The sequence below is a fragment of the Blastococcus sp. SYSU D00695 genome, from assembly GCF_054050555.1.
Genome location: NZ_JBJGZP010000001.1, coordinates 63,862 through 82,624 on the forward strand (window position 1 = coordinate 63,862; position 18,763 = coordinate 82,624).

An 18,763-nucleotide genomic window follows, 5' to 3' on the forward strand; every position below is an offset into this window, starting at 1 on the left:
CGTGAGCGTGCCCCCTCTCGACCTGTCGGCCGACGTCCTCACGCTCACCCGTGCGCTGGTCGACGCCCCCTCGGTGTCGGGGACGGAGGCGCCGCTGGCCGACGCCGTCGAGGCCGCGCTGCGCGGGCTCGGCGGGCTGGAGGTCGAGCGGATCGGCGACACGGTGCTCGCCCGGACCGACCTCGGCCTGCCCACCCGCGTCGTCCTGGCCGGGCACCTGGACACCGTCCCGATCGCCGACAACGTGCCCAGCCGGCTCGACGGCGACCGGCTGTACGGCTGCGGGACCAGCGACATGAAGTCCGGCGACGCGGTGATCCTGCGGCTGGCCGCCCGCTTCGGCGTCCCCGGCGCCCGGCCCGCGCACGACCTCACCTTCGTCCTCTACGACAACGAGGAGGTCGAGGCCGTGAAGAACGGTCTCGGCCGGGTCGCCCGCGAGCGCCGCAGCTGGCTGTACGGGGACCTCGCGGTGCTGCTGGAGCCCACCGACGGGGAGATCGAGGCCGGCTGCCAGGGCACGCTGCGGGCGGTGCTCGAGGTGCGCGGCCGGCGGGCGCACAGCGCGCGGAGCTGGCTGGGCGTCAACGCCGTCCACGGCGTCGCCGGCATCCTCGCCACGCTCGCCGGTTACGAGGCCCGCGAGGTGGACATCGACGGCTGCCGCTACCGCGAGGGGCTCAACGCGGTGCGCATCGAGGGCGGGGTGGCCGGCAACGTCGTCCCCGACGAGTGCCGGGTGACCGTGAACTTCCGCTACGCCCCCGACCGGGACGAGGACGCCGCCGAGGCGCACGTCCGCGAGGTGTTCGCCGAGGCGGTCGCCGCCGGGGCCACGCTGACCGTCGTCGACAACGCCGGTGGGGCCCTGCCCGGCCTGGCCGAGCCCGCGGCCGCCGCGTTCGTCGCCGCCGTCGGCCGGCCCGCCCGCGCCAAGCTCGGCTGGACCGACGTCGCCCGGTTCGCCGCCTTCGGCATCCCGGCCGTCAACTACGGGCCGGGGGACCCGCAGCTGGCCCACACCCGCGAGGAGTCGGTGCTGGTCGAGCGGCTGCAGCCGGCCGAGGACGCCCTCGTCGCCTACCTCTCCACGCCGTCCGTCTGAGCCCGCACGCACCCCGCGAGGAGCGCACGCATGACCACCACGCCCGAGCCGGCCGAGGGCCGCCGACCGCGGCCGACCCGTCACCGGGGGCCGGTGATGCTGCGCGGCGGCGAGCCGGACCCGAGGACCGTCGGGACGACGACCGACCAGCGGCTGCTCGACCGCCGCGGGCCCACCGACTGGGTGCACACCGACCCGTGGCGGGTGCTGCGCATCCAGAGCGAGTTCGTCGAGGGCTTCGGCCTGCTCGCCGAGCTGCCCAAGGCGGTCAGCGTCTTCGGCAGCGCCCGCACCCGGCCCGACGACCCGCACTACGCCGCGGGCGTCGAGATCGGTGCGGCGCTGGCCCGCGCCGGCTACGCCGTCATCACCGGCGGTGGCCCCGGCGCGATGGAGGCGGCCAACCGCGGGGCGTCGGAGGCCGGCGGGCTGTCGGTCGGGCTGGGCATCGAGCTGCCGTTCGAGCAGGAGCTCAACGAGTGGGTCGACGTCGGCATCGCCTTCCGCTACTTCTTCGTCCGCAAGACGATGTTCGTGAAGTACGCGCAGGCGTTCGTGATCCTGCCCGGCGGCTTCGGCACCCTCGACGAGCTGTTCGAGGCGCTCACCCTGGTGCAGACCCGCAAGGTCACCCGCTTCCCGGTGGTCCTCTACGGCACCGCCTACTGGAGCGGGCTGCTGGAGTGGATCCGGGCGACGATGGTCCCCGCCGGCACCATCAGCGGCGCCGACCTGGACCTGATCACCGTCACCGACGACGTCGAGGAGGTCCTCGCGGTGATCCGCGAGGCCGAGGCCGCCCGCGGGACGGGCGAGGGCGGCGGGGGCATGCGGGCCCCGCTGCCCAGCGGACCGGTCGACGACTGACGTGGTGTCGGCGGTCGTCTTCGTCGTCACCGTGCTCCTGGTCGGCGGCCTGCTGTTCCTCGGTGGCGCGCTGCTGCTCGGCCGGGGGGAGACCCAGCCGCCCGCCGAGCCGGACCGCTCGCCGGTGGAGCTGCCCGCCGACCGGCCGGTGGACGCCGACGACGTGCGGGCCCTGCGGATCTCCGTGACCGCCCGCGGCTACCGCATGACCGACGTCGACTGGGTGCTGGAGCAGCTGGCCGACACCCTCGACGAACGCGACCGGGAGATCGCCGCGCTGCGGGCCCGGCTCGACGGCGGCGACCCCGCGACCCCGGCGGCCGGTCCGGCCGCCGGGTCTCCCCCCGACACCGCCCCGCGCGGGAACGGAGCGACACCCGGTGCGTGAGCTGACCGAGCGGATCGACGTCGACGCCCCGCCCGAGCGGGTGTGGGCCGCGCTCACCGACTGGACCCGCCAGGGCGAGTGGATGCTCGCCACCGACGTGGAGACCGTCGGCGGTCCCGCGCAGGGCGTCAAGGGCCGGCTGGCCGCGCGGACCGGGCTCAAGCTGCCCGGCCGCCGCCGGCACGTCGGCGTCCTGGACACGATGGTGATCACCGAGTGGGAGCCGCCGCGCCGGGTCCTCGTGCAGCACACCGGCCGGATCGTCCGCGGGCCCGGGATCTTCGAGGTCGAGCCGCGCGAGGGCGGCGGGTCGACCTTCGTGTGGACCGAGCAGCTGTGGCTGCCCTTCGGCCTGCTCGGGGTCGCCGGGTGGCCGCTGGTCAAGCCGTTCGTCGTCCTCGGGGTGCGGCTCTCGCTGCGCCGGTTCGCCGCGTTCGCCCGCACGTACCCGGCCTAGACGGTGTCCGCCGACGAGGTGCGCCGGGAGCTGGCCGCGCTCGCCGACCCCGAGCGGGCCGAGGGCATGGCACGCTACTTCCAGGTGCGCCCGGGCGGCTACGGCGAGGGCGACCGGTTCCTCGGGATCGCCGTGCCGCCGCAGCGGGCGATCGCGAAGCGGTACGCCGCGTCGACGTCCCTGGCCGACGTCGACGCGCTGCTGGGCAGCGCGTGGCACGAGGAGCGGCTGACCGCGCTGTTCCTCCTGGTGCGCCGGTTCGAACGGGCCGACGACGACGAGCGGGCGCGCATCGTCGAGCTCTACCTCGCCCGCCGCGACCGGGTCGACAACTGGGACCTGGTCGACGCCTCGGCGCCGTACCTGCTCGGGCCGTGGCTGCTCGACCGCGACGACGCGCTGCTCGACGAGCTGGCCGGCTCGGCCTCGCTGTGGGACCGCCGGATCGCCGTCCTGGCCACGTTCGCCGGCATCCGCGCCGGGCGGTTCGCGGCGACGCTGCGGCTGGCCGACCGGCTGCTGACCGACCCCGAGGACCTGATCCACAAGGCGGTGGGGTGGATGCTGCGCGAGGTCGGCAACCGCGACCCCGCGTGCGCCGAGACCTTCCTCGGGCCGCGCTACCGCCGGATGCCGCGCACGATGCTCCGGTACGCCATCGAGAAGTACCCGGCCGAGCGGCGGCGCGCCTACCTCGACGGGCGGGTCTGAGGGCTCGACCGGTCCCCGGGGAGATGTCCCTCGACCCGGCCCCTCGACCCGGCCCCTTGACCCGGCCCCTGGGGCCGGCCGGAGAGTCGGGACGTGGACGCACCACTGCTGCGGGTCGGGGAGTTCCTCCGCCGCACCCGCCTGTCACCCAAGGCCCTGCGGCTGTACGCCGCCCAGGGCCTGCTCACCCCCGCCGCCGTCGACCCGGTCAGCGGGTACCGGCTCTGGTCGCCCGACCAGGTGGACCGGGCGCGGGTCGTCGCGCTGCTGCGCCAGGCCGGCATGCCGCTGGCGCGGGTGCGGGAGGTGCTCGACCTCGACCCGGCGGCACGCGCGGCGGCGGTCGGCCGCTGGTGGGCCGGGGTGGAGGCGGAGCACGCGCGGCGTGCCCGGGTGGTCGCCCACGTCCGGCGCGGGACCGAGGAGAGGGGATCCACCGTGTACGACGTCGAGACCAGGGACGTGCCCGAGCTCAGGCTGCTGACGGCGGAGCGGCGGCTGACCGTCGACGAGCTGTCGGACTTCATCGGCCGTGCCCGGGAGGAGATCCTGCGGGCGCTGGACTCCGCCGGGGTGCCGGCGACCGGGCCGATGCGGGTGATCTACCACGGCATGGTCACCGAGGACAGCGACGGCCCGGTCGAGGTCGCCGTCCCGTTCACCGGCTCCCTCGACCCCGTGGGGGAGCTGCGGGTGCGGCGGCAGGAGCCCCGCCGCGAGGCGGTGACCGGGGTGACCCGCGACCACGCCGAGTTCCCGGAGATCCTCGGCGCCTACGACGCCGTGGCCCGGTGGATCGACGCGGCGGGGCTGGTCCGGGCCGGCGTCCCCGCGGAGGTGTACCTGACCGAGCGGTCGGCGCCCGACGACGGCAGCACGCACGTCGAGGTGGCCTGGCCCGTCCGCTGAGCCCGGGCGGCCCGCCGGCGGTCAGTGCCCCCGCACGAAGGCCAGGGCCTCGCGGGCCAGCGCGACGTCGTCGGTCTCGTCCGGACCGAGCGCCACCCACTCGCGCATCGCCGCGCCGCGGCCGTTGCGGAACGGCGTCCCGGTGCCGTCGGCGACGAGCGCCGCCACGCGGTCGCGGGGCAGCTTGAGCACCAGGGCGCCGGCGACGGCCATGGCGACGATCGAGCCGTCGACCTGCACCGCGGCCGAGCCGAACCGGCGCGGGCCGTTCTCGCCGGGCAGCCGGACGCCGGGTTCGCCGGCCAGGGCGTCGGCGACGGCGGCGAGGCGTCGCTCGGAGTCGTCGGTCACGGTGGCCATGATGGCCCGGTGCGCGACGTCGTGGGGCCGGTCCGGTGAGCCGGCGCGGCTGGCTGCTGTTCCTGGCCATGTCGGTGATCTGGGGCGTGCCCTACCTGCTGATCAAGGTGGCGGTCGAGGACCTCTCCCCGGTCGTCGTCGTGTTCGGCCGGTGCGTGATCGGGGCCGCGGTGCTGCTGCCGTGGACGATCGCCCGCGGCCACCTGCGTCCGGCGCTGCGGCACTGGCGGTGGCTGCTGGCGTTCACGCTGCTGGAGATGACGATCCCGTGGCTGCTGCTGGGGATCGCCGAGCAGACGCTGTCGAGCTCCCTGACCGGCCTGCTGGTGGCGGCCGTGCCCTTCGTCGCGGCGCTGGCCGGGCGGCTGCTGGGGGAGGAGCGGCTCACGCCGGTGCGGCTGGCCGGGATGGCGCTGGGCGTCGTCGGCATCGCGCTGCTGCTGGGCCTGGACGTCGGCGGCGCGGCGTGGGTGCCGCTGGGCGCCGTCGCGCTCACGGTGATCGGCTACGGCACCGCCCCGCTGATCGTGACCCGCCGGCTGGGCGAGGTGCACGGGGTGGCGGCGAGCGCGGTGGCGCTGACGGTGACCGCGGTCGTCTACGCGCCGTTCGCGCTGACCCGGCTGGACGAGGTGTCGGCGGCGCCGGTGCCGGCGCTGCTGTCGGTGGCCGTGCTGGGCCTGGTGTGCACCGCCGTGGCGCTGTCGTTGTTCTTCGCGCTGATCCGGGAGGTCGGGCCGCAGCGGGCGCTGGTCATCACGTTCCTGAACCCGGCGGTCGCCGTGCTGCTCGGGGTGCTGCTGCTCGACGAGCCGTTCACCCTCGGGCTGGGCATCGGCCTGCCACTGGTCGTGGCCGGCTGCGTGCTGGCCACCCGCCGCAACCGGCCGCGCGCGGCGACGGTCCCGCCGGTGGACACCGCCGTGCCCTGACCGCGGTGCCGGTCGCGTTCCGGGGCGCGTTCGGGCGGGTGATGTGCAGTTGGGGCGTGTTCAGGGCTCAGAACACGCCCCAACTGCACATCACCGGCCGTCCCCAGGCGGCGCCCCGTCCACAGACTCGGCCGGGACGTCCGCTCGGCGCCCGCCCGGGCCCAACGTGCTCCCGTGGCACACGACCTCCCCACCCTGCTGGGGCCCCTCGGGGTCGCGCACACCGCCCAGCTCACCGGCCGGGTCGACCGGCACACGCTGGCGTCCTGGGTACGCACCGGCCGGTTGCTCCGCCCGCACCGCGGTGTCCTGGTGCTCCCCGACCGGTGGGACAGCTGGGAGACCCGGGCGGTCGCCGCACAGCTGGCCACCGACGGGGTGCTCTGCTCCGTGTCGGCGCTGACGGCCTGGCGGCTGGCGCCGGCGACGTCCCCGGTCCACGTCGCGGTCCCGCCCGCGCGGCGCGCCCCGGCCGGACCGGGGACGGTCGTCCACCGCCTCCGCGACCTGCAGGTCGACCGGCTCGGACCGCACCGGGTCACCTGCCTGCCCCGCACCCTCGCCGATGCGTGGGGCACCGCCCACGGCAGGAGGGGCCGACGCGGGGACGTCGAGGCGGCCCGGGGTGCCGTCATCGCGACCCTGACCGACGGGAGGGCGCGTGCCGCGGACGTGCGCCGGGAGGCGGACCGGCGGCCCGCTCTGCCCGGGCGGCGGGGACTGCTCGGGCTCGTCGACCTGGTCGACGGCGGCTGCGGCAGCGAGCTGGAGGTCTGGGGGGTGCTCGAGGTCCTGCGGGCGCCGGGCATGCCGGCGTTCGTGCAACAGCACGAGGTGGTGCTCCCGCACGCCGTCGTCCGCCTGGACGCCGCGTTCGTGGAGGTGCAGGTGGCGGTCGAACTGGACGGTGCGGCCTTCCACGGCAGCCCGGAGGCACGGGAGCGCGACACCCGCCGCGACGTCGCGCTGGCGGCGCTGGGCTGGGTCGTCCTGCGCTTCAGCCACCGCCGGCTGACCCGGGAGCCCGAGGCGTGCCGGCGGGAGATCCTGGCGGTCTGCCGCCGCCGGGCCGCGCTCCTGCGAGTGCGGTGATGTGCACCTGCGGCGCGCTCTGCCGCCGGAACCAACCGCAGGTGCACATCACCGGCGGGGCTGTGGACGGCGGGCGGGAACCGGGGGCGGGCCCGGCTAGCGTCCCGCCCGTGGACCGGACGAGATGCGCATGGGGCGACAGCACGCCCGAGTACGTCAGCTACCACGACGAGGAGTGGGGCACCCCGCTGCACGGCGACGACGCCCTCTTCGAGCGGCTGACCCTCGAGGCGTTCCAGTCCGGGCTGTCGTGGCTGACCATCCTGCGCAAGCGGCCGGCGTTCCGGGCGGCGTTCGCGGGCTTCTCGATCGACGCCGTCGCCGCCTTCACCGACGAGGACCGCGCCCGCCTGCTCGCCGACGCGGGCATCGTCCGCAACCGCGCCAAGGTCGATGCCGCGATCGGCAACGCCCGCGCCGCGCAGCAGCTGCCCGAGGGCCTCTCGGCGCTGCTGTGGTCCTTCGCCCCGGCCGGCCCGCGCAGCCGCCCGGCGACCGCCGCGGAGGTGCCGGCCACCAGCCCCGAGTCGGTCGCGATGGCCCGCGAGCTCAAGCGTCGCGGGTTCGCGTTCGTGGGCCCGACGACCGCCTACGCGCTCATGCAGGCGACCGGGATGGTGGACGACCACGTGGCCACCTGCTTCCGCGCCGTCACCTGAAGGGTGTCCCAGGTTGGTCTCGCGGGCAGGGATACGGGATCATGGGTCAGCGCACTGCACTGAGAGAAGCCACACCGCCGTCACCAGAGGGGGCGGGTGGCCGGCGAAGGAGGCACGCATGGCGGCCATGAAGCCGCGCACGGGTGAAGGTCCCCTGGAGGTCACCAAGGAGGGGCGCGGCCTGGTCATGCGGGTACCGCTCGAGGGCGGCGGCCGGCTCGTCGTCGAGCTGTCGCCCGACGAGGCGACGGCGCTCTCGGAGGCACTGAAGGGCGCGACCAGCTGAACACCGCGGTGAGCCTGCCCCCGGGCAGCCCCGCACCGCGCGACGCGGCCCCGGCCGACGGCACCTCGCCGTCGACCGGGGCCGCGCCGTTCCCGCGGGTCGAGGTGCTGGCCGCCCTGCCCGCGCTCGGGGAGGACGACGTCCTCGCCGTCCCCGTCGCCGCCGGGGGCACGCTCCCCGGCTGGCTGACCGCGCCGGTCCGCGGCGAGGCGGCGCCTGTGCCGGCCGAGCTCCTCGCGGGCGCGCTGCGCGACACCGGCAACACCGGCACCCCCGGCCGGATCACCAACCTGCCCGTCCCCGGCCGCCGCCCGCGCAGCGTGGTCGCGGTCGGCATCGGCGCCGGCACGCTGCCCGACGTCCGCGCCTACGTGTCCATCGCCGTGCGGCGCGCCCAGATGCTCGCCGAGTTCGGCGCCCGCCGCCTGGTGCTGCCGGTCGACGCGTCCGCTCCCGCCGGCGCCGACGAGGTGCGCGCCGCAGTCGAGGCGGCGCTGCTGGCCGGCTACCGCTTCCGCGACAGCAGCCGGCCGCACCCGCCGCGGCTGGCCGAGGTCGCCCTCGTCGCCGCCGCTGCCGACGCGCCCGCCGCCGCTGCCGACGCGCCCGCCGGCGCTGCCGACGCGCCCGCCGCCGCTGCCGACGCACCCGCCGTCGCGGCCGCCGCAGCCGCGGGCCGGGTCACCGCCGACGCCGTCGCCTGGGCCCGGGACCTGGTCAACACCCCGCCCGGCACCAAGGACCCCGCCTGGCTCGCCGACCGCGCGCGCCAGCGCCTGGCCGGGCTGGCCGGCGTCACCGTCACCGTGCTCGGCCCCGACGAGCTGCGCGCCGGGGGCTTCGGCGGTGTCCTGGCCGTCGGCGGCGGCTCGGCCCGCCCGCCCCGGCTCGTGGTCGCCGCCTACCGCCCGCCGGGCGCCGCCGGCCCCCACCCGGTGCTGGTCGGCAAGGGCGTCACGTTCGACAGCGGCGGCCTGTCGATCAAGCCGAACGCCGGCATGCGCGAGATGAAGACCGACATGGCCGGCGGCGCGGCCGTGCTCGCCGCCGTCGACGCCGCCAGCCGCCTGCGGCTGCCGGTCGCGGTCACGGCCGTCGTCCCCGCCGCGGAGAACGCCGTCTCGGGCACCTCCTACCGCCCCGGCGACGTCGTCCGGCACGTCGGCGGCCGGACGACCGAGGTGCTGAACACCGACGCGGAGGGCCGGCTGCTGCTCGCCGACGCCCTGGCACACGCCCGGCTGGCGCTGGGGGCGAGCGTCCTCGTCGACGTCGCCACCCTCACCGGTGCGATGAGGACCGCGCTCGGCGCCCGCACCGCCGGCCTGTACGCGACCACCGACGGGCTGGCCGACGCGCTGGCCACGGCCGCGGGGCACGCCGGGGAACGGGTGTGGCGGATGCCGCTGAGCCCCGAGTACGCCGGCGCGCTGGAGAGCACCGTCGCCGACGCGGTCAACGCCGCCGGCGACCCGGGCGGGACGACGGCCGCGCTGTTCCTCGCCCCGTTCGCCGGCGACCTGCCGTGGGCGCACCTCGACGTGGCCGGCCCGGCCCGCGCCGGCTCCGACGACGCCGAGCTGGTCAAGGGCGGCACCGGGTTCGGCACCCGGCTGCTGCTGCGCTGGCTGGAGGCCGGTGCGCCGGTCGCCCCCGTCCCCACCGTGGAGGACTGACGTGCCCGAGGACAGCGGCGTCATGTTCCCGGCCGGCCCGGACGGGCGGCGGAGCACCGCGGCGGTCGGGCGCGCCGTCGTCGCCGACGCGCTGCGGCCGGTCGACCCGCCCGGCGCCCGCGCCGCCGAGCAGGAGACCAACTGGCGCGCCGGCTACCTGGTCCACTTCCGCCGGCTGGTGGAGGCCGGGCTCGGCGCCCCCGACGACGCGCGCGCGATCGCCGCCGCGGGCCTGGCCGCGCTGCACGACCGGATGCGGGTGGCCGCCGCGGGGGAGGAGCGGCCGCTGGACACCCTGGCCACCGCCCCCGCCGGCCGGACGCTGGGCACCCGGGAGGTGCGCGGACCGGCCGAGCCCGAGCGCGAGCTGTCGCTGCCCTACCGCGGCGGCCGGCTGCGCGGGGACGACCTGGCCCGCCGGCTGGACGCCTGGGTCGCCTGCGGCGCGATGGAGCCCTCCGCCGCCGAGGCGGTGCGCACCGTCGCCGCGCACCCCGAGTGGCTCGCCCTCCCCGACCGCACGGTGGTGGTACTCGGGGCCGGCGCGGAGATGGGGCCGCTGACCGCGCTGCTGCACTGGGGCGCCCGGGTGGCCGGCGTCGACCTGCCGCGCGGGCCGCTGTGGCGCCGGGTGCTGGACACCGCGGCGCGCGGCGCGGGCACCCTGCTGGTGCCGGTCGGCGGGCAGGCCGGCGGTGACCCGGCCGAGTCCGCCGGCGTCGACCTGGTCGGCGAGGTGCCGGCCGTCGCCGAGTGGGCCGCGGGCCTGCCGGGCGGCCTCGTGCTCGGCAACTACGTCTACGCCGACGGCGCCGACAACGTGCGGGTCTCCACCGCCGTCGACGCGCTCACGCTGCGGCTGCAGCGGGAGCACCCCGGCCTGGCGCTGGCCTTCCTGGCCACGCCCACCGACGTGTTCGCCGTCCCCGCCGACGCCGTCGAGCACTCGGTGCGCGCCTACACCGGCCGGTCGAGGACGGCGAAGCTGCTGGTCCGGCCGCTGCGCACGATCTCGGCGGGGCGGCTGCTGCAGCGCGGCTACGTGCCCGGGACCGACCCGGGCGTCAACGACAGCCTCGTGCCGCAGCAGGGCCCGAACTACGCCCTGGCCAAGCGGCTGCAGCGCTGGCGGGCCACCACCGCCCGCGCCGCCGGGGCGACGGTGTCGATGAACGTGGCACCCCCCACCCGCACCCGGTCGGTGCTGAAGAACCGGGCGCTGGCCGCGGCCTACGCCGGCGCGCACCGGTTCGGCGTGGAGGTGTTCGAGCCGGCCACCTCCAACGTGCTGATGGCGGCGCTGCTCGTGCACGACCTGCACACCGGCGGCGGCCCGCGGCACGAGCAGCCCTGGCAGGACGAGGCGCACGCCGCCGTCCACGGGGGCCTGTGGCGGGCCGCCTACGCCCCGCGCAGCGCCCTCGGGCTCGCCGCGCTCCTGGGCCTGGGTGGCGCGCGGGGCTGACCGTCAGGCCGGCGCCGCGGCCGGTGCCGGCGGCGGTGCCGGGACGGCGCCCAGCTGCACCAGCAACCCGAGGAAGTCGGCGGTCGTCCACCGCTCGACCACCTGCCCGTCGCGGAACCGCAGGATCGTGATGCCCTCCAGCACGTACGGCCGGCCGGTGGCGGGCACGCCCATGATCTCGCCGCGGTGCTCGCCGGTCACCGTGAAGCGGCAGCTGACGAGGTCGCCGTCGACGAGCCGCTCGGCGAGGTCCAGCTGCGGGTTGGGGCGGCCCGGGAGTCCCAGCGCCGCCCACAGCGCGGCGTAGAAGCCGGCCAGGCCCGGCTTGTCCATCGGGTCCGGCTGCGCGCCGTGGAACCGGAGGTCCTCGGCATACACCTCCAGGTAGCCCGGCAGGTCCCCGGCGTTCCACCGCTGCCGTGCCCGGTCGAGCAGGTCCCAGTTCGAGGTCATGACGCCTCCCGTGCGGTGCGTCCCGGTGTCCGGACGGCGACCGTGGCACGGCCCCGCCGCCGTCCCCAGAGCCCTTGGGCCCCGGCCGCTCACTCCTGGTCGCGAGGCCGGGAACGGCCGGCGGTCGGGCGCGTGGCGGCGAGCCGCGCACCCGGTCCTGACACCGCGCACCCGCGTATCTCGGTGGCGTGTGCGCCCGGTGACAGCGACCCTGCGCATCGTCGGGGGCGACGAGGGGAGACATCCATGACCTACGCGATCGAGGCCGAGGGCCTCATGAAGCGCTTCGGCACGACGCAGGCGCTGGCCGGCGTCGACCTGGCCGCCCGCGAGGGCACCGTGCTCGGGGTGCTCGGCCCCAACGGCGCCGGCAAGACCACCGCCGTCCGCGTGCTGGCCACGCTGGTGCAGCCCGACGCGGGCCGCGCCCGCGTCGCCGGGCACGACGTGCTCACCGAACCGGCCGCGGTCCGCTCGCTGGTCGGTCTGACCGGGCAGTACGCCTCGGTCGACGAGGACCTGACCGGCACGCAGAACCTGCTGCTCATCGGACAGCTGCTCGGCCTGCGCACCCGCGCGGCGCGGGCCCGGGCCGCCGAGCTGCTCGACTGGTTCGACCTCACCGAGGCCGCCGGGCGCCCCGCCAAGACCTACAGCGGCGGCATGCGCCGGCGGCTCGACCTCGCGGCCAGCCTCGTGGGCCGGCCGTCGGTGATCTTCCTCGACGAGCCGACGACGGGGCTGGACCCGGCCAAGCGCGAGGAGATGTGGGACGTCGTCCGCCGCGTGGTGGCCGACGGCGCCACGGTGCTGCTGACCACGCAGTACCTCGAGGAGGCCGACGCGCTCGCCGACGAGATCACCGTCATCGACCGGGGCCGCGTCATCGCGCACGACACCCCCGACGGCCTCAAGCACCACGTCGGCGGGCAGCGGCTGCGCGTGCGGCCGATCGACGCGGCCCGGCTCGGCGACGTCGAGCGGCTGCTGGGCGAGCTCACCGGCAGCGCCGCCGCCCGCAGCGAGCGCGGGGAGCTGACCTGCCGGGTCGCCGACGACGCCCTGCTGCCCGAGCTCACCGTGCGGCTGCGCGACAGCGGCATCGCCGTCAGCGAGCTCTCCCTGCACCTGCCGACCCTCGACGAGGTCTTCCTGACCCTCACCGGCCGGCCCACCGACGAGACCTCCCAGGAGGCGGCATGACCACCACCCTCGCCCCCGGGGCGGACCGGGCCACCCCGGTCGCCACCGCCCGCGGGCCGCAGCCGACCGCGCCGTTCTGGCGGCAGGCCGTCGTCCTCGCCCGGCGCAGCCTGATCAAGACCTGGCGCACGCCCGAGGCGCTCATCGACGTCACCCTGCAGCCGGTGATCTTCCTGGCGCTGTTCACCTACGTGTTCGGCGGCGCCATCGCCGGCGGCTCGCAGGAGGACTACCTGCAGTTCCTGCTGCCCGGCCTGCTCGGGCAGACGATCGCGATGGCCAGCGTCTCGCTGGGCCAGAACCTCAACGCCGACATCGAGAAGGGCGTCTTCGACCGCTTCCGGTCGCTGCCCATCGCCCGCTCGGCGCCGCTGGTCGGCGCCGTGATGGCCGACCTCGTCCGCTACGTGATCCTGTTCAGCGTCATGATCGGCGTGGGCATGCTGATGGGCTTCGACCCGTCGGGCTGGGCCGGGGTGCTCGGGTCGCTCGCGCTCGCGATGGGCTTCGCCCTGTGCTTCGGCTGGATCTCGGTCTACGTCGGCATGCTCGTCCGGACCCCCGGCGCCGTGCAGGGGATCATGTTCCTGCTGATCTTCCCGCTCGCGTTCGGCAGCAACGTGTTCGTCGCCTCGGACACGATGCCCGGCTGGCTGCAGGCCTTCGTCGACGTCAACCCGATCAGCCACCTGGTCAGCGCCGTCCGCGGGATGATGCTCGGCGGCCCGGTCGGCTCGCACCTGGGCTGGACGCTGGCCTGGATGGCGGTGCTGCTGGTCGTCTTCATGCCGCTGGCCGTGCGGGCCTACCGCCGGCGCGCGTGAGTCACCGGCCCGGAGGGGACCCGCCGGCCTCCTCCGGGCCGATCCCCGTCGGGTCGATCCCCGTCGGGTCGATCGCCGCCGTCGCCGCGTCGGGGTCCAGCTCGCAGCCCTCGGCGTAGGCGGCGGCGTACCCGTCGTCCCCCAGTTCCCGGCGCAGCGAGGCGACCAGCTCGGCCGTCGCCGGGTCGGCCACGTCCTCCGTGCCGCGCAGCCGGGTCGAGGCCCCCAGCAGGACGGCGGCCTCCCGCGGCCGGCCCAGCTCCCGCACCCACAGCGCGGCGGACACCCCGACCGCGGCCAGGATCGGCCGGTCGTTGGTGAGCACCGCCTGCCGGTGGCCCTCGCGCAGGTGCCGCCCGGCGACCGCGGTCCCCAGACCCGAGCGCAGCGCCAGCCCGGCCGCGGTCGCGTGCCCGATGGCGCCGCTGTGGGCGTTGAGCACGTTGGCCGGCCCGAGGGCACCCAGGACGGCGACCAGGTCCCCGTAGGCGGTGGCCACGCCCGCGGAGTCGCCCTCCGCCACCGCGACGGCGCCCTCCACGGCGGCCAGCAGCACGCCCAGCAGCTGCTCGCCCGGGCCGGACGGCCGGTGCGCCCGCATGGCCTCCAGCTGCCCGCGGGCGCCGGCCGGGTCGCCCGCCCGCAGCCGCAGGTCCGCCAGCCGCATGGTGACCAGGACGGAGTCGTTGAACTGCCCGCCCAGCTCGCGGATGCAGCGCTGGGCGCGCTCGTAGTCCGCGGCGGCACCGGCCAGGTCGCCGTCCATGGCCCGGACCTGCCCGCGCATGGTGAGCAGCGTCGCCAGGCCCCACCGGTCGCCGACGGCCTCCCAGTCGCGCACCGCGTCCCCGGCCAGCCGCCGGACCAGGGGGATGTCGCCGTCGTTCTCGGCGTAGGTGAGGTGCGCCAGCCGCCCGGCCGCGCGCACCCACGGGTCGGGGTCGGCGTCGACCAGCTCCAGCGCGGCGAGCGCCGCCGGGCGGTCCTCGCCCATCAGCAGCAGCAGCGGGTGCAGCACCTTCGCCGCCGGGTGGGTGTCGCGCTCGGCGGCCAGCTGTGAGGCGAGCGCGACCAGCTGCCGCTGCGCGGCCCGCGGGTCCTCCGTCTCGGCGCGGACGGCGAAGCCGAGCACGGTCCGCAGCGCCTGGGCCAGCGCGGCGTGCGGGGCGTCCACCGCCCCCGGCACGTCGAGGGCGAACGTCGTCCACCGCGCGGCGTCCTGCCCGCTCTCGCGCAGCAGCCAGTACCAGCCCAGGTGGGCGACGAGGTCGACGGCGCCCGCGGCGTCGCCGGTGTCGCCGAGCCACCGGAGCGCGGCCAGGACGTCGTCGCGCTCGGTGTCCAGCACCCGCAGGGCGTCCAGCTGGTCGGGGCCGCGCAGGCGGGCGTCCTGGCGCCGCACGACCGCGCCGAACCAGCGGGCGTGCGCGGCCCGGGCGGCGGCGAGCTGCCCCTGCTCGGTGAGCCGCTCGGTGCCGTACTCGCGCAGCGTCTCCAGCATCCGGTAGCGCGTGCCGTCGGGGGTGTGGGCCGCGGTGAGCAGCGACTTGTCGACCAGGGCGTGCAGGACGTCGGACAGCTCGGCGCCGGCCCGCCCGCTGGGGACGACGGCGGCGACCGCGTCCTCGGTGGCGCCCGAGGCGAACACCGCGACGTGCTCGGCGACCTCCCGCTCCGGCGGGCCCAGCAGCTCCCAGCTCCACTCGACGACGGCGCGCAGGGTGCGGTGCCGCGGGGTGGCGGTCCGCCGGCCGCCGGTGAGCAGCCGGAAGCGGTCGCCCAGCCGCTCGGCGACCTCGGCGGGGGAGAGGACGCGCAGCCGCGCGGCGGCCAGCTCGATGGCCAGCGGCAGGCCGTCCAGCCGCCGGGCGATCTCCACCACGCCGTCGTCGAGCGCGACCGCGGGGTCCACCGCCCGCGCCCGGTCCAGCAGCAGCCGCACCGCCGCGGTGCCCGCCGCCTCGGCCGGCCCGTCGCCGTCGGCGGGGACGGTCAGCGGTCCCAGCGGGTGCAGGGTCTCGCCCTCGATGGCCAGCGGCTCCCGGCTGGTGGCCAGCGCCCGCACCCCCGGGCAGCGCCCCAGCACCTCGGAGACGACCTCGGCCACGGCGTCGACGAGGTGCTCGCAGTTGTCCACGACCAGCAGGCACCGGGCCGGGCGCAGCCGCTCCAGCAGCCGCTCGCGGGCGCTGCGACGCTGGTACTCACCGGCCGCGTCCGGGATCAGGATGTCGCGGCCACCGAGGCTGTCCAGCAGCGCCTGCCACACCGCGGTCGGCTCGGTGACGGGTGCGAGCTCCACCAGCCACACGCCGTCCGGCACGGCGCCGGCGGGGTCGGCGGCCAGCCGGGCGGCGACCTCGGTGGCCAGGCGGGTCTTGCCCGCGCCGCCGGGGCCCACGACGGTCACCAGCCGGCCGCCCGCCAGCCGGCGGCGCACCGCGCGGACGTCGTCGTCGCGGCCCACGAAGCTGGTCACCGCGGCGCGCAGGTTGGTCGGCACCTCGGCCGGGCGCTCGGCGGCCCGGAGAAGCTCCAGGTGGCGGGCGCGCAGGGCCGGCGACGGGTCGGTGCCGAGGGTGCCGGCGAGGGTGGCCCGCAGCCGCTCGTAGGCGGCCAGCGCCTCCGCGGGGCGGCCGGCGGCGGCGAGGGCGTCGACCAGGGCGCCGGCGAGGTCCTCGCGCAGCGGGTGCGCGGCGACCAGCTCCTCCAGCCCGGCCAGCACCTCGGCGGGGCGACCCGCGCGGACGGCGAGGGCGGCCCGCTCCCGGAGCACCTCCAGCCGCAGGTCCTCGAGCGCGGCGCGCCGCCCGGCGGCCTCGGGGGAGTCGTCACCGGTCAGCGGCTCGCCGCGCCACAGGGCCGCGGCCTCGTCCAGGACGGCGCGCGCCTCGTCGTCGGCCCCCGTGGCGACCAGCCGGCGGGCCCGCTCGGCCAGCCGGGCCAGGTGGACGGCGTCGACGTCCGCCGGGTCGACGGCGAGCCGGTAGCCGGCGGGGGACTGCTCGACCACCTCGGGCCGGCCCAGCACGCGGCGCAGCCGGGAGACCAGCGACTGCAGGCTGTTGGCCGGGTCGGCGGGCTGGTCGTCGCCCCAGACGGTGTCGGCGAGCGCCCCCGCCGACACCCACCGGCCGGGGTCGAGGGCGAGGGCGACCAGCAGCCGCTGCAGCCGCGCCCCGGCCACCGGCACCGCGCGGTCGCCGTCGGAGACCTCGAGGGGCCCCAGGTAGCCGATCCGCACGGCGGGCAGTCTCCCACCGGTGGCCGCCGGCCCGCCGTCCCTCCCGCAGCGCGTCAGGCGGGGCCTACCAGCCCGGCGACGATCTCCGCCGACAGCGTGACCAGCGGCAGCCCGCCGCCGGGGTGCGCCGACCCGCCGACGAGGAACAACCCCGGGACCGGGCCGGCGTTGCCCGGCCGCAGGAACGCCGCCCGCGCGCCGTTGCTCGAGGTGCCATAGATCGAGCCGCCGACGCTGCCGGTCTCCCGCGCCAGGTCGGCCGGGGTGCGGACGACGCGCCACCGCACCCGGTCGCGCACGTCCAGCCCGCGCCGGGCCATCACGGCCAGCACCTCGTCGGCGTACCGGTCGGCCAGGCCGGGCGCGTCCCAGTCGACGCCGCCGGCCGGGTCGTGCCGCGGCGCGTTGACCAGCACGAACCAGGACTCGGCGTCGTCGCCGGGGCGGGTCGCCGGGTCGTCCGGCGCGCTGACGTACACCGTCGGGTCGGCGACGGGCCGGGGGGCGCCGCGGTGCCGACCGACGCCGAAGACCGCGTCGAACTCGGCGTCGTAGTCGGCGGGGAACAGCACGGTGTGGTGCGCCAGGCCCGGGGTGCGCCCACGCAGGGCCAGCAGCAGCACGAAGCCCGACAGCGACGGCGTGCTGCGGGTCAGCGCCCGCCGCACGCGCCGGGTCGCGGGTCGCGGCGGCAGCAGGTCGCGGTACAGCGCGGTCGCGTCGGCACCGGAGACGACGACGTCGGCCCGCACCGCCTCGCCGCCGGCCAGCAGCACCCCGGCCGCCCGGCCGTCCTCGACGAGCACGCGCTGCACCGGCGCCCCGGTGCGGATCACCGCACCCCGCTCGGCGGCCCGGTCGGCCACGGCCAGCGCGAGCCGGTGCAGCCCGCCGCGGACGTACCAGGAGCCGAACGCCTGCTCGGCGTGGGGCACGGTGGCCAGCACGGCCGGCGCCCGGCGGGGGTCGGAGCCGGAGTAGGTGGCGTACCGGTCCAGCAGCGTGCGCAGCCGCGGGTCGGCCAGGTGCGCGGCGCCCAGCCCGCGCAGGGTGCGCCAGGGGGCGACGGTGACGACGTCCCGGCGGCTGCGGGCCAGCCGGGCCAGGGTGGCCGCGCCGGCCAGCGGCGAGCGCAGGAAGGGCTGCTCGGTGACCCGCCACATGGCGGCCGCCCGGTCGGCCAGGGCCGCCCACTGCGCGCCCGCGCCGGCGCCCAGGGCGGCGTCCAGCGCGGCGGGGACGGCCTCCGGGGTGCCGGGGAGGTCCAGCCGCGTGCCGTCGGCGAACCGGTAGGCCACCGCCGGGTCGAGGCGGACCAGGTCCAGCGACGCCTCCAGCGGGCCGCCGGTCGCGGCGAACAGGTCGCGGTACACCTGCGGGAGGGTCACCAGGCTCGGCCCGGTGTCGAAGGCGTGCCCGTCGCGGGCGTACCAGCCGAGCTTGCCGCCGACCTGCGGCGCCTGCTCGAGCACGGTGACCGCGTGCCCGAGGGCCGCCAGCCGCGCCGCCGCCGCGAGGCCCCCCAGCCCGGCGCCGACCACCGCCACCCGCGCCACGGCCGCCACGGTAGGCGCCGCGCCGGACCCGATCGGGGGACGGGTCGTTTCACCCGCGAAGTGTCGGGGGTATCCGCAGGTCACGGGCGAGACCAGCCCGTCGGCGCGGTGCCCGGAGAGGGAACTGACGTGGCGATCGGTAGATGGGCCGGCGCGGCCGTCGTCGCCGCGGCCGTGGGCCTGAGCGGATGCGCGAGTGCGCAGGAGCCCGACGTGGGCGACGTCGCGACGGCGTTCGCCGATCCCGACGGGGATCCCGCCGCCCGCTGCGACCTGCTCGTCCCCGCGACGCGGGCGGCGCTGGAGTCGGAGGAGGCGGCGCCCTGCCCGGACGTCGTCGCGGGCCTCTCCCTCCCCGGCGGGGCGGTGGAGTCGGTGGAGGTCTGGGGCGGCGACGCGCAGGTGCGCACCACCGCCGACACGCTCTTCCTGACCGAGACCGGCGACGGCTGGCGGGTCACCGCGGCCGGCTGCCGACCCCGGGGCGAGGAGCCCTACGACTGCGAGGTGGAGGGGCCGTGAGGGGTGCCCGCCGGCTGTACGTCGCCTACCTGACGGTGATCCTGCTCGGGGTCG

General features: G+C 77.5%; 19 protein-coding genes. 15 read left to right on the top strand and 4 right to left on the bottom strand.

All coding sequences use genetic code 11. From position 1 onward, the window contains the following. Position 1 precedes the first annotated feature (1 nt). The 6 genes from dapE (at position 2) to ACI781_RS00375 (ending at position 4,437) form a co-directional block, all read left to right on the top strand. A complete protein-coding gene (gene dapE / locus ACI781_RS00350) occupies positions 2–1,105 on the top strand; it encodes a succinyl-diaminopimelate desuccinylase (protein ID WP_456564078.1) in 1,104 nt (367 codons plus the stop codon). A 30-nt stretch (positions 1,106–1,135) separates the two neighbouring features. Further along, positions 1,136–1,972 (top strand): LOG family protein, encoded by an 837-nt coding sequence (locus ACI781_RS00355; protein ID WP_456564079.1) that lies wholly within the window; start codon positions 1,136–1,138, stop codon positions 1,970–1,972. A 4-nt stretch (positions 1,973–1,976) separates the two neighbouring features. Continuing rightward, positions 1,977–2,360, top strand: a complete 384-nt coding sequence (locus tag ACI781_RS00360) for a DivIVA domain-containing protein (RefSeq protein WP_456564080.1) — start codon at positions 1,977–1,979, stop codon at positions 2,358–2,360. Beyond that, entirely contained in the window at positions 2,353–2,817 is a 465-nt protein-coding gene (locus tag ACI781_RS00365; protein ID WP_456564081.1) for an SRPBCC family protein, read from the top strand. Before ACI781_RS00360 ends, ACI781_RS00365 begins: the two co-directional genes overlap by 8 nt. A 3-nt stretch (positions 2,818–2,820) precedes the next feature. Beyond that, positions 2,821–3,528 (top strand): DNA alkylation repair protein, encoded by a 708-nt coding sequence (locus ACI781_RS00370; protein ID WP_456564082.1) that lies wholly within the window; start codon positions 2,821–2,823, stop codon positions 3,526–3,528. Between the two features lie 93 nt (positions 3,529–3,621). Beyond that, complete coding sequence (locus ACI781_RS00375) at positions 3,622–4,437, top strand: MerR family transcriptional regulator (protein ID WP_456564083.1); 816 nt, start codon at positions 3,622–3,624, stop codon at positions 4,435–4,437. Positions 4,438–4,458: 21 nt separating this feature from the next. On the opposite strand, the gene ACI781_RS00380 is transcribed toward ACI781_RS00375, so the two are convergent. After that, complete coding sequence (locus ACI781_RS00380) at positions 4,459–4,788, bottom strand: hypothetical protein (RefSeq protein WP_456564084.1); 330 nt, start codon at positions 4,786–4,788, stop codon at positions 4,459–4,461. Positions 4,789–4,832: 44 nt separating this feature from the next. Here ACI781_RS00380 and ACI781_RS00385 point away from each other — a divergent pair, with 44 nt between their 5' ends. From ACI781_RS00385 to ACI781_RS00410, 6 genes are all read left to right on the top strand, one after another. Next, positions 4,833–5,729 carry a DMT family transporter gene (locus tag ACI781_RS00385; protein ID WP_456564085.1) on the top strand — a complete coding sequence of 299 codons (897 nt, stop codon included), beginning with the start codon at positions 4,833–4,835 and terminating at the stop codon, positions 5,727–5,729. 174 nt (positions 5,730–5,903) lie between these two features. After that, positions 5,904–6,821 carry a DUF559 domain-containing protein gene (locus tag ACI781_RS00390; RefSeq protein WP_456564086.1) on the top strand — a complete coding sequence of 306 codons (918 nt, stop codon included), beginning with the start codon at positions 5,904–5,906 and terminating at the stop codon, positions 6,819–6,821. Positions 6,822–6,931: 110 nt separating this feature from the next. Continuing rightward, the gene (locus tag ACI781_RS00395) at positions 6,932–7,480 is read left to right on the top strand and encodes a DNA-3-methyladenine glycosylase I (protein WP_456564087.1); all 549 of its coding nucleotides are present in this window, start codon (positions 6,932–6,934) and stop codon (positions 7,478–7,480) included. Positions 7,481–7,598: 118 nt separating this feature from the next. Next, positions 7,599–7,766 (top strand): DUF3117 domain-containing protein, encoded by a 168-nt coding sequence (locus tag ACI781_RS00400; protein WP_081807929.1) that lies wholly within the window; start codon positions 7,599–7,601, stop codon positions 7,764–7,766. A gap of 8 nt (positions 7,767–7,774) precedes the next feature. Further along, a complete protein-coding gene (locus ACI781_RS00405; RefSeq protein ID WP_456564088.1) occupies positions 7,775–9,442 on the top strand; it encodes a leucyl aminopeptidase family protein in 1,668 nt (555 codons plus the stop codon). Position 9,443: 1 nt separating this feature from the next. Further along, positions 9,444–10,907: a hypothetical protein gene (locus ACI781_RS00410; protein ID WP_456564089.1), complete on the top strand. Its 1,464-nt coding sequence runs from the start codon at positions 9,444–9,446 to the stop codon at positions 10,905–10,907. A 3-nt stretch (positions 10,908–10,910) separates the two neighbouring features. Here the strand turns inward: ACI781_RS00410 and ACI781_RS00415 are convergent, their stop codons facing one another. Next, positions 10,911–11,360 carry an ester cyclase gene (locus tag ACI781_RS00415; protein WP_456564090.1) on the bottom strand — a complete coding sequence of 150 codons (450 nt, stop codon included), beginning with the start codon at positions 11,358–11,360 and terminating at the stop codon, positions 10,911–10,913. 246 nt (positions 11,361–11,606) lie between these two features. On the opposite strand from ACI781_RS00415, the gene ACI781_RS00420 reads away from it, so the two are divergent. Continuing rightward, the gene (locus ACI781_RS00420) at positions 11,607–12,563 is read left to right on the top strand and encodes an ATP-binding cassette domain-containing protein (RefSeq protein ID WP_456564091.1); all 957 of its coding nucleotides are present in this window, start codon (positions 11,607–11,609) and stop codon (positions 12,561–12,563) included. Then, positions 12,560–13,387 carry an ABC transporter permease gene (locus ACI781_RS00425; protein ID WP_456564092.1) on the top strand — a complete coding sequence of 276 codons (828 nt, stop codon included), beginning with the start codon at positions 12,560–12,562 and terminating at the stop codon, positions 13,385–13,387. Before ACI781_RS00420 ends, ACI781_RS00425 begins: the two co-directional genes overlap by 4 nt. A gap of 1 nt (position 13,388) precedes the next feature. Here the strand turns inward: ACI781_RS00425 and ACI781_RS00430 are convergent, their stop codons facing one another. Together ACI781_RS00430 and ACI781_RS00435 are read right to left on the bottom strand one after the other, a co-directional pair. Then, positions 13,389–16,631, bottom strand: coding sequence for a BTAD domain-containing putative transcriptional regulator (locus ACI781_RS00430; protein ID WP_456564093.1), 3,243 nt, complete (start codon positions 16,629–16,631; stop codon positions 13,389–13,391). Between the two features lie 53 nt (positions 16,632–16,684). After that, a complete protein-coding gene (locus ACI781_RS00435) occupies positions 16,685–18,187 on the bottom strand; it encodes a phytoene desaturase family protein (RefSeq protein ID WP_456564094.1) in 1,503 nt (500 codons plus the stop codon). A 129-nt stretch (positions 18,188–18,316) separates the two neighbouring features. Here ACI781_RS00435 and ACI781_RS00440 point away from each other — a divergent pair, with 129 nt between their 5' ends. Beyond that, positions 18,317–18,709 (top strand): hypothetical protein, encoded by a 393-nt coding sequence (locus ACI781_RS00440; protein ID WP_456564095.1) that lies wholly within the window; start codon positions 18,317–18,319, stop codon positions 18,707–18,709. Positions 18,710–18,763: the final 54 nt, after the last annotated feature.